The organism is Pseudoduganella sp. GCM10020061 (assembly GCF_042683405.1).
In the GTDB taxonomy this organism is placed as follows: domain Bacteria; phylum Pseudomonadota; class Gammaproteobacteria; order Burkholderiales; family Burkholderiaceae_D; genus Telluria.
Genome location: NZ_JBHUJS010000001.1, coordinates 523,574 through 536,757, shown reverse-complemented (window position 1 = coordinate 536,757; position 13,184 = coordinate 523,574). Strand labels below are relative to the sequence as shown.

Annotated in this window: 12 protein-coding genes; 4 read left to right on the top strand and 8 right to left on the bottom strand. The window is 64.1% G+C overall.

The genetic code is table 11. The annotated features are described in order from the left end of the window. The first annotated feature begins 97 nt into the window (after positions 1–97). From ACFSQR_RS02385 to ACFSQR_RS02375, 3 genes are all read left to right on the top strand, one after another. Positions 98–772: an energy transducer TonB gene (locus tag ACFSQR_RS02385; RefSeq protein WP_377727693.1), complete on the top strand. Its 675-nt coding sequence runs from the start codon at positions 98–100 to the stop codon at positions 770–772. 153 nt (positions 773–925) lie between these two features. Then, positions 926–2,533, top strand: coding sequence for a M28 family peptidase (locus ACFSQR_RS02380; protein ID WP_377727691.1), 1,608 nt, complete (start codon positions 926–928; stop codon positions 2,531–2,533). Positions 2,534–2,748: 215 nt separating this feature from the next. Further along, positions 2,749–3,702: an amidohydrolase family protein gene (locus ACFSQR_RS02375; protein WP_377727689.1), complete on the top strand. Its 954-nt coding sequence runs from the start codon at positions 2,749–2,751 to the stop codon at positions 3,700–3,702. A gap of 38 nt (positions 3,703–3,740) precedes the next feature. Here the strand turns inward: ACFSQR_RS02375 and ACFSQR_RS02370 are convergent, their stop codons facing one another. From ACFSQR_RS02370 to ACFSQR_RS02355, 4 genes are all read right to left on the bottom strand, one after another. After that, the gene (locus tag ACFSQR_RS02370; RefSeq protein WP_377727687.1) at positions 3,741–4,160 is read right to left on the bottom strand and encodes a VOC family protein; all 420 of its coding nucleotides are present in this window, start codon (positions 4,158–4,160) and stop codon (positions 3,741–3,743) included. Positions 4,161–4,240: 80 nt separating this feature from the next. Continuing rightward, positions 4,241–5,473, bottom strand: a complete 1,233-nt coding sequence (locus ACFSQR_RS02365; protein ID WP_377727684.1) for a YaiO family outer membrane beta-barrel protein — start codon at positions 5,471–5,473, stop codon at positions 4,241–4,243. Between the two features lie 103 nt (positions 5,474–5,576). Continuing rightward, positions 5,577–6,734 carry an alkene reductase gene (locus ACFSQR_RS02360; protein WP_377727681.1) on the bottom strand — a complete coding sequence of 386 codons (1,158 nt, stop codon included), beginning with the start codon at positions 6,732–6,734 and terminating at the stop codon, positions 5,577–5,579. Positions 6,735–6,860: 126 nt separating this feature from the next. After that, positions 6,861–7,316 carry a hypothetical protein gene (locus ACFSQR_RS02355; RefSeq protein ID WP_377727679.1) on the bottom strand — a complete coding sequence of 152 codons (456 nt, stop codon included), beginning with the start codon at positions 7,314–7,316 and terminating at the stop codon, positions 6,861–6,863. Between the two features lie 207 nt (positions 7,317–7,523). Here ACFSQR_RS02355 and ACFSQR_RS02350 point away from each other — a divergent pair, with 207 nt between their 5' ends. Further along, positions 7,524–8,294 carry an alpha/beta fold hydrolase gene (locus ACFSQR_RS02350; RefSeq protein WP_377727677.1) on the top strand — a complete coding sequence of 257 codons (771 nt, stop codon included), beginning with the start codon at positions 7,524–7,526 and terminating at the stop codon, positions 8,292–8,294. 49 nt (positions 8,295–8,343) lie between these two features. Here the strand turns inward: ACFSQR_RS02350 and ACFSQR_RS02345 are convergent, their stop codons facing one another. From ACFSQR_RS02345 to ACFSQR_RS02330, 4 genes are all read right to left on the bottom strand, one after another. Further along, entirely contained in the window at positions 8,344–10,041 is a 1,698-nt protein-coding gene (locus tag ACFSQR_RS02345; RefSeq protein ID WP_377727674.1) for a methyl-accepting chemotaxis protein, read from the bottom strand. A gap of 327 nt (positions 10,042–10,368) precedes the next feature. Next, complete coding sequence (locus tag ACFSQR_RS02340) at positions 10,369–10,707, bottom strand: hypothetical protein (protein ID WP_377727671.1); 339 nt, start codon at positions 10,705–10,707, stop codon at positions 10,369–10,371. Positions 10,708–10,987: 280 nt separating this feature from the next. Next, a complete protein-coding gene (locus ACFSQR_RS02335) occupies positions 10,988–11,404 on the bottom strand; it encodes a bacteriohemerythrin (protein WP_377727668.1) in 417 nt (138 codons plus the stop codon). 13 nt (positions 11,405–11,417) lie between these two features. Continuing rightward, positions 11,418–13,151, bottom strand: a complete 1,734-nt coding sequence (locus tag ACFSQR_RS02330; RefSeq protein ID WP_377727666.1) for a methyl-accepting chemotaxis protein — start codon at positions 13,149–13,151, stop codon at positions 11,418–11,420. Between the last annotated feature and the right edge of the window lie 33 nt (positions 13,152–13,184).

Here is a 13,184-nt window from a genome sequence, read left to right as displayed (position 1 = left end):
GAATCATCCACTTCCATTTGATAGCAATTATGATTTCTTAGTAGCAGCAAGCCCCGGCACTCACCACCAGCGAGCACGACAACAAGAGGAGACGACGATGTCCATGAACTTTGCCGAAACAGCAGGTCACGCTAATCCGACCAAAAAGATGTCGAAGGTCGCCATTGTGGGACTGGTGCACGTAGCGCTGGGATACGCCTTCATCCACGGCTTGGCGGATCGCGACATCGTGATGCCCAAGTTGATGGACGAAATGATTACCCTGGTTCCGCCGAAGATCACGCCGCCGCCGCCTCCTCCGGAACCGCCGAAGGCCAAGCCGAAGACGGTGACGCCGCCCAAAGCCCTGGTGCCGCCGCCGGAAGTGGAAGTGGAACCGCAAGTCGAGCCGGAACAGACGATCGCGGCAGAAGTAATGCAGGAACCGGCGCCGTTGGCAGAGCCATCGAGCCAGGGGGAAGCGAGCCCTAACACCGACAGCAACGCGACCGGGACCATGCGTACCGCCGTGTTTTCTGAGGGCTGCGCCACCCCGGAATACCCCGCCCGTGCGGCGCGGAACGGCGAGTCCGGCACCGTCCGGCTGGCCCTCCTCGTCGGAGCAGACGGCCGGGTGACCAGTTCCAGGGTGAGCCAGTCGAGCGGCTCGCGCGACCTGGACCGGGCAGCAGTGCAAGCGTTGTCGCTGTGCAAGTTCCAGCCAGCGGTCAACAATGGTCAGGCAGAAGCCGGCTGGGCGCAGATCGACTACGTCTGGAAGCTGGAAGGCTGATCCAAGATACCTTGACAGGTTATCGCCCCGTCCGACTCCAAGCGGACGGGGCATTTTTTTTGGAACAGCCCCGTCAGTACACTCCCCTCCTCCGCGTGCTTTCCTTGGGGAATGGCATACAATGCCAGTCCCATTCCACGACATCCAAGTCCTATGCAAAAGATGATCTCCATGCTGGTAGCGAGCCTCGCGGTCGCGCTGCCGGCCGGCGCTGTCGACAAATCGGCGACCGTCCAGGAAGCGCCCCTGCGCGCCCACCTCGAATTCCTGTCCAGCGACCTGCTGGAAGGACGCGGCACCGGCCAGCGTGGCGGCGACCTCACCGTCGCCTACCTCGAGGCGCAGTCGAAGGCGATCGGCCTCAAGCCCGCCAACGGCAGCAGCTACCGCCAGCCCGTCAAGATCGCCGGCATCAAGGCGCGCCCGCAAGACAGCACGCTGTCCCTGCAGGCAGCCGGCGCAGCCATGCCGCTGACCTACGGCCAGGACTGGGTGTGGGGACCGGGCGACGCCAAGGAAGCGCGCTCGTTCGACCATGAACTCGTGTTCGCCGGCTACGGCATCACCGCGCCGGAAGAAGGCTGGAACGACTACGCGGGCCTGGACTGCACCAACAAGGTGCTGGTCGTGATGGTCAACGATCCCAAGCCGACTGCCGCCGAGGCCAACCGCTTCAACGGGAAGGGCCTGACCTACTACGGCCGCTGGACCTACAAGTTCGAGGAAGCCGCGCGCAAGAAGTGCGCAGGCATCCTGCTGGTCCACACCGACGAATCCGCATCCTACGGCTGGAGCGTGGTGCAGAACAGCTGGATGGCGGAACGCTTCCAGCTGGCGCAGGGCGAGCCGGGCGCGGGCCTGGAAGGCTGGATGACCGACGCGACCGCGCGCAAGCTGTTCGCAGCGGCCGGCCAGGACCTCGACAAGCTGCGCGCAGCGGCCGAAGTCAAGGGCTTCAAGCCGGTGGCACTGAACGCGCGCATCAAGGGCGACATGAAAGCCGTGGTGCGCAAGATCGAACAGTTCAACGTGGCCGGCGTGGTGCCGGGCACCGATCCAAAGCTGAAGGACGAAGTCGTCATCTACACCGCGCACTGGGACCACCTGGGCAAGCAGGGCACGGAAGGCGACACCATCTACAACGGCGCGGTGGACAACGCATCCGGCACCGCGGGCCTGCTCGCGATGGCGCAGGCGGCGGTCAAGTCGCCGGCCAAGCGCAGCCAGATGTTCCTGTGGGTGGCTGCCGAAGAACAGGGCCTGCTGGGCAGCGCGGCTTACGCCAGCGCGCCCCTGTGGCCAGTCGAGAAGACTGCCGCGGCGCTGAACAACGACTCGCTGAACTTTACCGGCGCGGCGCGCGACATCGGCGCGCAGGGCAGCGACCGCACGGAGCTGGGCGCAATGGCGCATGCAGTCGCGAAGAAGATGGGCCTGGTGGTCTCGCCGGCCAAGCCTGACCTGTCGGGCGGCTACTTCCGCAGCGACCACTTCAGCATGGCCAAGGCGGGCATTCCTGCGTTCTCGGTGGGTGGCGGCAGCGACATCATCAAGGATCCGGAGAACGCGAAGAAGCTGCGCGCGCAGTATTCGAAGAACTACCACCAGGTGGGCGACGAATACGATCCGAACTGGGACCTGGCCGGCATGGTGCAGCAGGCGCAGTTCACGCTCAACCTTGGGCGCGCGGTAGCGGATGCACCGAAGATGCCGCAGTGGAAAGCGGGCGATCCGTTCGGCGCCGTGCGCGCGAAGAAGTAAACGTGATGGGGACTGTCCCGGCCACGGGACCGTCCCCTGATCTTTAGCCGGCCGCAAGGCCAAGCCCGTCAGCAGGACTGGGCAATCCCTTCCGCTCTATGCCGTGCGGCTTTCCATCCGCACCGCACTTTCCCCGTTTCGTCGCAATTCCCGGCGTCCTGTCACGGCTGGCGATATAGTCATCGCCACGACCACACCGATCACAGGAACGCCCCATGAGCCGAACCATTCTCGGACTGATCGCCGGCCTGCTGTCCGCCGGCGCTCTCGCGCAAACTCCCCTCGCCGACCACCACCAGCACGGCTTCAGCGGCCCGATCCTGGCGCTGATCAATGCCGGCGCCGACGGCCCGCCAGCGATCAGCGGCGCCGACATCGTCAGGCACCTCGACGACGCCGGCATAATGCGCGCAACCGTTCTCTCGACCGCCTACATGTTCGGCAAACCCGGCCGCGCGGTGGAGAACGAACTGGCCAAGGTGCGCGCGGAGAACGACTGGACGATTGCGCAGGCCGCGCAGTTCCCGGACCGCCTGGTGGCGTTCTGCGGCATCGCGCCGCAGAAGGATTACGCGCTGGAGGAGATCGCGCGCTGCGCCGCCAACAAGCACGTACGCGGCATCAAGCTCCACCTCGGCAATTCCGACATCCAGCTGGAGAATCCGGAGCACGCCGCGCGCCTGGCGCAGGTGTTCGCCGCCGCGAACAGGCACCACCTGGCGATCGTGGTGCACATGCGCGCAAGCTTCAGCAAGAAGCGTCCGTATGGCGCGGAGCAGGCGCGCGCGTTCATTGAAAAGGTGCTGCCGGCTGCGCCTGACGTGGTGGTGCAGGTAGCGCACATGGCAGGCACCGGGCCGGGCTACGACGATCCGCCCTCGCAGGCGGTGATGTCCGTGCTGGCCGATGCGGTGGCCAGGGGCGATTCGCGCACGAAGAACCTGTGGTTCGACGTGGCGTCGAACGCGACCGACGTGACGCCCGAGCAGGCGGCGCAGCTGGTGCGGCATATCCGGCAGGTTGGCACAAAGCGCATCCTGTACGGCTCCGATGCCGCCACCAGCTCGAACAAGCCGCCCCGCGAAGCGTGGGCCGCATTCCGCAAGCTGCCGCTGACCGATGCCGAGTTTGCGACGATCGCGGGCAACGTGGCGCCTTACCTGCGCTAGCCGCCGGAACTGTCCCGCAAGGGCAGTCCCTGCGCTGCTCAGGGAGTATGTCCCGCTGCCGGTTGGTGGCGCGGCTCGCGCGCGTAGCTGACCGTGAGCGCTTCCCACACGTGGCCGCCAGGCTCGCTCCAGTACACGATCTTGCCGCCATGCGAGGTGTTGACCAGCGAGTCGTTCGGGCCATGTGGCGTGCTGCGGAACGGGATGTTCGATTCCGCCAGCCGCGCCAGGATGCCGTCGAAACCGGCGTCGTCGACGCGGAAGCAGTAATGCAGCTTGGGGTAGTCGCCCTGGGCCTCGTCGAAATCGAGCGTCAGGCCGTCGTTCACATAGACCGGCGAAAACGGGCCGATGCCGGACTCGCCGGCCCACGACACGCCGAGTATCCATGCCAGTTCATGCGCTGCGCCGACCCGGTCCCGCACGGGTATCAGCACATGGTCGAGTTCCATCGTCATCCGGCCCTCCCTTTTGTCTGGTTCGCCCGCTGCCCATATTACGCCTGCTGCGCGGCTGCCCGCGCGCCACAGCGACGCCGTTACCAGCGGCGGTACAGCGATGCGGACACGCCCCGCTCGCGCCCACCGCTGTCCTGGCGCGCAAAGGTCGCGCCGACGCGGTAGCCCCAGTGGCGCGTGACATAGCTGACGAAGTTCACGCTGCGCTCGCCCGAACTGCTGCGGCCACCGGACAGGGACAGCGGATCGTCGCTGCGGCCACGGCTGGCGGCCGCTTCGATGTAGCTGTCCGCATCGCCCCGGTAGTAGTAACGGACCAGCGCGCGGTCGCCCGTGCTGGACGAGCCCGATGACTTGATGTCCGTGTGGCGCAGCAGCAGGTAGAAGTTGCCCACGTACTTGGCGACGCCCACGCCGTGGATGCGCACGCGCGACGTATCGAAGTCCAGCCTGTCGGTGCTTGCCGACAGTTCCCAGCCGTTGCCGACGCCCTGGTACAGCTCCGCGCGCCATGACGTATCCGGGAACAGCCGGCCGACGGGTGCGCGCTGGTAGCGCAGGTTGGCGTAGGCGCGCGGCCACAGTGCGACGTAGCCGTCGAGTGCCCACGCATGGTCGCGCTGGTCGAAGCGGCTGGCGGACAGCGCCTCGACACCCAGCGAGCCGTAGCGCGTGTAGCGGCGCACCGCGATCGTCTGGTCGTTCCAGCGCTGGCTGTTGAGCGACACGCGCGTGGCGCTGGCCGACAGGCTGGCGGACCAGTCGAATTCGGTGGACAGCGCATCCGGCGTGGCCGGCCGCTGATCGGTCGGCGCAGCGCCTGGCGCGGCTGGCGGCGTGACCGCAGGCTGCGGTGCCTGGGCTTGCGCTGCCTGCGCTAACGCTTCCCGTCCCGCACGCGCATCGGCGTCATCGGGCCGGATCGCCAGCACGCGATCGTATGCCTCCGCGGCCTGTGCTGGACGACCGGTCCAGCGATAGAGATTACCGAGGGCGAGCCACACGTCCGCATAGTTGGGCGCGGCAGCGCTGGCCGCCAGCAGGTCGGCCTCGGCCTCCGCGTATCGATTGGTGCGCGAATAGACAAGTCCCCGCCCGAGCAGCACATCCGCATTGCCTGGCGAACGCTCCAGCAGCGCCGAATACGCCTGGATCGCCAGTTCCGGCTGGCCGCCGTTTGCCCAGGCGCGCGCCTGCGCGTACTGCGCGTCGAACGATGACGGCGATTGCGGGACTGTAGCGGTGGTAGCCGCGGCCTGCGCCGCCGGCATGAAGGTGGAAAGGGATCCGAGCGCGAGTAGTTCGATCAGCATGTGGAGCGGGAGTAGTTGGAAAGACCCGAGGGCGGGCCGCGTCGGGGATCAAGGTACCGGCCTATCCCACCCCCGTCAACCCAAAGCACGCAACCGTGCCGCACTACACCCCGCTCGATTCCATCTGCCCGCCCGCCGACTGCGGCTGCGACCCCATGACCTGTTCCAGCGTCGGATAATCGACATACCCTTCCGGCCCGCCGCCATAGAACGTCTTCCGGTTCGGCGGATTGAGCGGCGCATGCATCCGGAACCGCTCCGGCAAATCCGGATTCGCGATGAACGCCTGCCCGTACGCCACCAGGTCCGCATTCCCCGACTCGAGCACCCGCTTGCCCTTCTCATGGTCGTAGCCGCCCGCGACGATGATCGTCCCCGGATACATCGGCCGGAAGAACGCCACCGACAGGTCCGGCATCGGATGCTCGCCCACCGGTTGCACCGGCTCGATCAGGTGCAGGTACGCGAGCTTTCGCTTGGCCAGTTCCCGCACCACATAGCCCCACGTCTCCTGCGGGTGCGCGTCGCACATATCGTTGAAGGTGCCGCCGGGCGACAGGCGCACGCCCACACGGTCGCTGCCCCACACCTCGATCACCGCGTCGGTCACTTCCAGCAGCAGGCGCGCGCGGTTCTCCACGGGGCCGCCGTACTGGTCGTTGCGCCGGTTGGTGCAGTCCTCCAGGAACTGGTCGAGCAGGTAGCCGTTTGCGCCGTGGACCTCGACGCCATCGAAGCCGGCCTGGCGGGCGTTGCGCGCGCCCTGCTGGAAGTTCTCGACGATGCGCGAGACCTCGTGCGTCTCCAGCGCGCGCGGCGTGGGCACGTCCTTCATCTGCCCATCCGGCGTGTAGGTCTGCACGCCTCGCGGCGCGATCGCCGATGGCGCGACGGGCAGCTCGCCGTCGAGGAAATCCGGATGCGAGATGCGGCCGACGTGCCAGATCTGCAGGAAGATCAGGCCGCCCTTGGCGTGCACGGCATCGGTCACCTTCTTCCAGCCTGCGATCTGCTCGGGCGAATGGATGCCCGGCGTCGAGATGTAGCCCTGCCCGTGCGGCTCTGCCTGCGTCGCCTCCGCGATGATCAGGCCCGCGCCGGCACGCTGGCTGTAATAGTCCGCCGCGTACCTGGAGGGCACGTTGCCGGCCTCCGCGCGGCTCCGCGTGAGCGGGGGCATGACCATGCGGTTCTTGAGCTGAAGTGGCCCCATCTTGTAGGGCTCGAACAGATCGGTCGATGTGTCGCCATTCGTGTTCATGTTGGATCCTCCTCAGGCCTGCTCTCCTCAGTATATGCACGCAGGTGAAGAGGGGGCGCGTCGATTCGGCGCGGCAAATAAAAACGGCACCCGAAGGTGCCGTCTTGCTGTGCCGCCGAGAAGCGCTTAGTTCGACGCGCCCGTTGCCGGCGCCGCAACGGCGGTGATTGGCGCGACCGGCGTCGGTGCCTCATCCATGTTCACGGTAATCAGCGACGGGTAGTCGTACGCGGCGCCGGTGCCGACGTCCACCGCCGCGCCGATCACGCCGCCGAAGATGGCGTTACCAAACGCCATTGCCTTGGTGCTCGACTTGACCGCGAGGATGCCGGTCGACACGCCGGCCTTTTCGCACTTGACGCTCAGGTCGTCGTACGCGCGGTGGATGGTGACGGTGCCAGGCGTGGTGACGAAGAACGTGCCTTTCGGATTGACGAGCTGGCAGGTGGCGCCGGCGAGTGGCTGGCCATTCAGACGCGTCTCAACGGAGACGACCTGGTTGCTGCCATTGACGATGGACGCGCAGCCAGTCAGTGCCAGGCACACACCCAGCACGCCAACTTTAATGAGGAACTTCTGCATAACTGTCTCCTTGGACGAGTGGCGGCACTGCCGCCTTGTTGTAATGCAACTCATCATAAGGACAACCCAAACAATTGGCAACAAACCAACACAGGATGCGTTGGCTTAGCAACAGCGGTCTGTTGAGGCACGTCACAAATTTGCATCGAACTTCAGACAATTTGCAGACACGTTGCCAGATAAAATGCTCGCTCGACCAGTATCCACATGCCTAAGACCATGCACCTGATCCTTGATGATGTTGAGATCGCGTACGACTACGCGAAGACGAATAACGACACGCCCGTTCTCTTCCTGCATGGCGCGCTCGGCTCGCGCGGCGGCTTCGATGTGCTGCGGAAGAGCTTTGCCGAACGCTCGCATATTGCGGTGGACTTCGCCGCCCACGGCGACAGCGACACAATGCGCAGCGCCATGAACGCCGAACTGCTCGCGAGCGATACGCTGGCGCTGCTGGATGCGCTGGACGTCGAGCGAGTCGACATCATCGGGCATAGCCTTGGCGGCTACGTGGGGCTGGTGCTGGCACACCTGGCGCCATCGCGCGTGCGCAGCGCCGTTACGCTGGGGACCAAGTTCTACTGGACGAAAGACGCGGTCCAGACGACGCTGCAGGACCTGGACGCTGATCTCCTGCGTAAGAATGCGCGCGCCTACGATGCGCTCGCATCCCTGCACACTGCCACCGGCATCGACAAGACCCTGGGCCTGATGCAGAGCCTAATCGCGGACTTCGACCGCTGGCAACTGGATGAGGCCACGGTGAAATCGATCCAGGCCCCGCTGCTCGTCAGCGCCGGCGACCATGATGGCTTTGTTCCGCCATCGGAGGTGACCAGGCTGTTCGATGCACTGGAGAAGAAGCGTAATGCGATGGCGATCCTGCCGAGTACGCCCCACGCACTGCACCACGTCGCGGTTGCCTGCTTCGAGCAGGCCGTCCGACGATTCTGGGAACGTTGCGGCCTGACCGCCTGACCATGAAAAACGGCGCCCGAAGGCGCCGTCGCTTTTTTCACGCTTGGTGTCAGAAGGTTTCCCATTCTTCTTCTGCCACCTTCGCCGGCTTGCGCGCAGCCGCAGCCGAACGCACCGCCGGAGCGACTGGCAAGCGCGCTGCCGGAGCGCCTGGCGTAGCGCGCCGCGCCACCGCACGCGCCGCCTGTGCCGGCATCTCCTGGCCGGTCTGGAAGGTGCCAACCAAGGCACTCAGCTCCCGCGCCTGATCCTGCATGGCGTCTGCAGCAGCAGCCGCTTCCTCCACAAGCGCAGCGTTCTGCTGGGTTACCTGGTCCATCTGCGCGATCGACTGGTTGACCTGTTCAATACCGGCGCGCTGTTCATCGCTCGCTTCGGCAATCTCGCCTACCAGATCGGTCACGCGCTTGATGCTCGCAACCACTTCACCCATCGTGTTACCGGCCTGGTCCACGAGACGCGATCCGGCTTCCACCTGGCTGACCGAGTCCCCGATCAGCTCCTTGATCTCCTTGGCTGCCGCGGCAGAACGCTGCGCCAGGTTGCGCACTTCGCTCGCGACGACCGCAAAGCCGCGGCCCTGCTCGCCGGCGCGAGCAGCTTCCACTGCCGCGTTCAACGCCAGGATGTTGGTCTGGAATGCGATGCCATCGATGACGCTGATGATGTCCGCGATCTTGCGCGACGATTCGTTAATCGAACCCATGGTGGTGACGACCTGCGCCACCACATCGCCGCCACGGTCGGCAGTTTCCGACGCCGCTGCGGCCAACTGGCTGGCCTGGCGTGCGTTGTCGGCGTTCTGGCGCACGGTCGTCGTGAGTTCCTCCATCGACGACGCCGTCTCCTCCAGCGCGCCAGCCTGCTGCTCGGTGCGCGAGGAGAGGTCCTGGTTGCCAGAGTTGATTTCGCCGGAGGCGGTGGCGATCGACTCGGTTCCGTTGCGCACGCGGGTAACGATATCCAGCAGGGAAGCGTTCATTTCCTTCAGCGCTCCCATCAGTTGGCCGGTTTCGTCGGCGGAGGTGACTTCCACCTGCGCGGTCAAATCGCCCTTCGCTACCTGGCGTGCGACCTCGACTGCCCTGCTCAGCGGCGCCGTAATGTTGCGCGCGATCCATAAAGCAGCAGCAATGCCGAGCAGCGTGGCAATGATGCCGCCACCGATCAGCGTGCGCGACATCGTCGTCGCCAGCTCGTCCGCGGCAATGGCCCGCTCACCGAGCAAGCTGCTTTCTTCCGCCTGGATGTCGGACACCAGCTTGCGCATGGCATCCATGCCGCGCTTGCCCTTGCCCTCTTGTACCAGCGCGAGCACCGGCGCGATGTCGGCGTCCGACGTCGTGCTGCGCAACGCGATGACCGGGTCGACAGCGGATTCGAGCCAGCGCTTCTGCTCTTCGCCCAGTTGCTGCAGGCGTGCCTGCTGGCGCGGGTTATCGGCTGTGAGTTTGCGCGCTGCGGCCAGATGAGTTTGGAATGCTTCCTTGCCTGCCTTGTAGGGCTCCAGCGAACCGTCGCGGCCGGTGAGCGCATACCCGCGCTGTCCGGTTTCGATATCGATCAGGCTCCGGAGGGCGCCATCTACCTCGGCCAATACCTGGTAGGTGTGCACATTCATATCGTTTGCCGTACCCATCCGTGCGAAGTTGCCGTAGGACAGGGTCACCAGCAGGACGAGCACGGCGATCACCGCGCCGAACCCGGCGTACAGTCGGGTACCAATTTTTAAGTCAGAAAATCTCATGGGAAAGCAGGGGATGAAAGGTTAATAACGACGCCGCGGCGGTGTAACAAATACTTTGCGGCAATATACCTTACCAACCGGAAAATTTGCTTCGGTTTGTGACCGTCTGTTGCCCAGAGGCGTCACTTATTCCCGAGAAATGGAATGAATGACCACGAAACGGAAGAGCGAAACAACTTGAAGAACGCGCCGGGCGTGCTCGGTGACCAAAATCGCGATTCGAAAGATGGACGTCACAGCCGTCGGTGGAAACCTCATCGGACTACCTCAGCACGCGTTGCGCCGCGCCCCTTTGGCCGCGACGCCAAGCGGTTTCGTCCTTGGAAGCTAGCTGCACTGAATATTTGGCCCACCTACTGTTACGGGCTGCACCCATGATCCGGTCAACCGAAGGACATTTCCGCGCCAAGGTTCAATGGTTTCGCCATTCTTCCTTGCGGCCTTTACAACGAAATGCCCGCTTTCGCTCCGCAACTTCTTTGTGCCGAAGTCCATGTACTCGAATGAATACGTCACCGAGCACGAAAACTCGCGCTGCTCAGAATTCGTCGCATCGATAAAGAAATGTGAGCCGGACCAATATGAATTGAACGATGGGTCGGCAAATGCCAGCCCCGGCAACCCAAGCAGTCCGCTCAACATGATTGACCGATAAACTCGCTTCATTTGACATCTCCTCCTGATAAGTGAGTTCGGGAGTTTCTCCGCGCCGCTCGAGCCAGAAGAAGCGCATAGCTACTTTTGGACACTTCGTGACCGTTTAAGTTCGCAAGTCAGGATCGGTCCGCACGATTGATGATCTTGTTGGGATGGGGCTATTGACTCCCCGTATGCTTTGCTTTGTGGGCCTGAGCGCCGCGCGTCTGGAATCGCTATCAAGCTCGCTAGCACATCATGCTGCAGCGATGCAAAACAAAGTGGCTAAATGGGGCTTGCAACTGATGGATCACGTGACGCCTGATCCTGTCGCGGCGGCCAATTCCGCTGCGAATTGCCTGTCGTCGCGCAGGATGTGGAGCGACAGCCAGTCGCGCAGCAGCGCTGACACCTGGGCCGCGACCGTGACATGGCCGGCATCGAAGCGTGCCTTCAGTTCCAGCACCTGGCGAAGGAGATCCTGATGCAGGCGCGTATGCTCGGCAGCCTTTGAATATTGCACCCGCTGCATGTGGTGCTCTTCACGTTGGAAATGCTGTTGCGTGTAGGCGAATAGCCTGTCGAGGATGGCGCCGACCACCTCCCTCCCTTCGCCTCGACTGGTCGCCGTGTGCAAGTCGTTGACAAGGGCGACCAGCACACGGTGATCGTGGTCGAGCAGCGTGTTGCCGACGCTCATATCGCTGGTCCACGAAAAATAGCTCACGCTGCCATGCTCCTCAATACTCTTCCCATTCTTGTACGGACCCCGGCCGTGCGTTCGCCAGGCGCTTGTACTGCGCCGGCTGCCGGGACTGTGGAGCGGGACCCGGCACCGCCGGCTTCTGCGGCAACACAGCGATAGCTGCGACTGGCTTTAACGGCTCACTCTCGCCGCGCAGCAACACCGATTCATCCACCTTGAACACGGCCACTGTCCTGGCCAGGCTTGCCGCCTTGGCTTCCAGCGAGGCCGCTGCGGAAGCGGATTCCTCCACCAGCGCCGCGTTCTGCTGGGTTACCTGATCCATCTGGCAGATGGCTTGATTAATCTGGCCTATGCCGGCTGTCTGCTCATCGCTCGCGCCTGCAATTTCACCCATGATGTCGGTGACACGTCGGACGCTCACGACAATCTCATCCATCGTGCTGCCTGCCTGTTCGACCAGCCGGCATCCCGCATCCACCTTGTCCACGGATGCGCCGATCAGCGACTTGATCTCTTTGGCTGCGGCCGCCGATCGCTGGGCCAGCATACGTACCTCTGAGGCGACGACCGCAAACCCACGCCCCTGCTCGCCGGCGCGCGCAGCTTCCACTGCCGCGTTCAGCGCCAGGATGTTGGTCTGGAAAGCGATGCCGTCGATGACGCTGATAATGTCCGCAATCTTTTTCGACGACTCGTTGATGGAATCCATCGTCTGCACCACTTCCGCCATTACCGCGCCGCCCCTGACTGCGACCTGCGATGCGGACGATGCCAGTTGATTGGCCTGCAGGGCATTGTCGGCGTTCTGCCTGACCGTGGCGGTGAGCTCTTCCATCGACGCGGCTGTCTCTTCGAGCGAGCTGGCCTGCTCTTCCGTGCGGGCCGACAGGTCCAGCGTCCCTGCCGCAATCTGCGCGGAGGCGGTCGACACCAGGTCGGTACCGCTGCGGACCTCGCTGACCACGACCGCGAGGCTGTCGTTCATGTCTTTCAGCGCGCGCAGCAGCTGGCCGGTTTCGTCGGTCGCGGTCGAATCGATGACGCAGGTCAGGTCGCCCGCGGCCACGGTCTTTGCCACGCCGACGGCGCGATTGATCGGCCGGGTAATCGAGCGTGCAATCACGTAAGCGAAGATGACGGCCACGAGCAGCGCGCCGATCCCGAGCGCGATCATCAGCCTGCTGCCAAACGCGACCTCGGCCTTGACGTGGTCTGCACTTTGCGTTGCCAGCCTCTTCTGCAGGTCGGTCATGTTGTTCACTGCTAGCTGCAAGCGGTCCAGAATAGGCAACGTCTCTTCCATCATGGTTCGCCGGGCTTCTTCCACGTTCCCATCCTCGATCAGCTGGCCAACCTGGGTAAAGGACGCGACGTAGCGCACGCGCTCGGCCTTGATGGTGGCCATGATCGCCTTGCCTTCGGGGAGATACAGCAAGCTATCAAGCGTCTCGATGGCCTCGGTGATGATCTTCTTGTTGCTTTCGATGTGCTCGTGAACCTTTGCGCGGTACGCCTGGTCCGGCGCCAGGAACAGCTCCATGTTGCGGCGGGCCTGATCGCGGGTGCGCGCATTGATCGTGCTGGCCGCGTCGGCCTTTGCCCAATCCTTCTCGACCAGTTTCACGGTGGACGTTTCGATGCTGGCAAACAGGGTCAAGGCAACGACGATGAGCGCGGACATCAGCGTCAGCACGAGACCGTAGCTGACACCAAGGCGCGTGCGGATTTTGAAGTTGTGGAGCTGGAAGGCAGTTTGGGATTTCACGATCACACCTGGTGGCAACTGTGCAGTTTCTAA

Coding starts and splice junctions, on each gene's coding strand:
- ACFSQR_RS02385 (WP_377727693.1), top strand. CDS start 98: ATGTCCATGAACTTTGCCGAAACAGCAGGTCACGCTAATCCGACCAAA.
- ACFSQR_RS02380 (WP_377727691.1), top strand. CDS start 926: ATGCAAAAGATGATCTCCATGCTGGTAGCGAGCCTCGCGGTCGCGCTG.
- ACFSQR_RS02375 (WP_377727689.1), top strand. CDS start 2,749: ATGAGCCGAACCATTCTCGGACTGATCGCCGGCCTGCTGTCCGCCGGC.
- ACFSQR_RS02370 (WP_377727687.1), bottom strand. CDS start 4,160: ATGACGATGGAACTCGACCATGTGCTGATACCCGTGCGGGACCGGGTC.
- ACFSQR_RS02365 (WP_377727684.1), bottom strand. CDS start 5,473: ATGCTGATCGAACTACTCGCGCTCGGATCCCTTTCCACCTTCATGCCG.
- ACFSQR_RS02360 (WP_377727681.1), bottom strand. CDS start 6,734: ATGAACACGAATGGCGACACATCGACCGATCTGTTCGAGCCCTACAAG.
- ACFSQR_RS02355 (WP_377727679.1), bottom strand. CDS start 7,316: ATGCAGAAGTTCCTCATTAAAGTTGGCGTGCTGGGTGTGTGCCTGGCA.
- ACFSQR_RS02350 (WP_377727677.1), top strand. CDS start 7,524: ATGCCTAAGACCATGCACCTGATCCTTGATGATGTTGAGATCGCGTAC.
- ACFSQR_RS02345 (WP_377727674.1), bottom strand. CDS start 10,041: ATGAGATTTTCTGACTTAAAAATTGGTACCCGACTGTACGCCGGGTTC.
- ACFSQR_RS02340 (WP_377727671.1), bottom strand. CDS start 10,707: ATGAAGCGAGTTTATCGGTCAATCATGTTGAGCGGACTGCTTGGGTTG.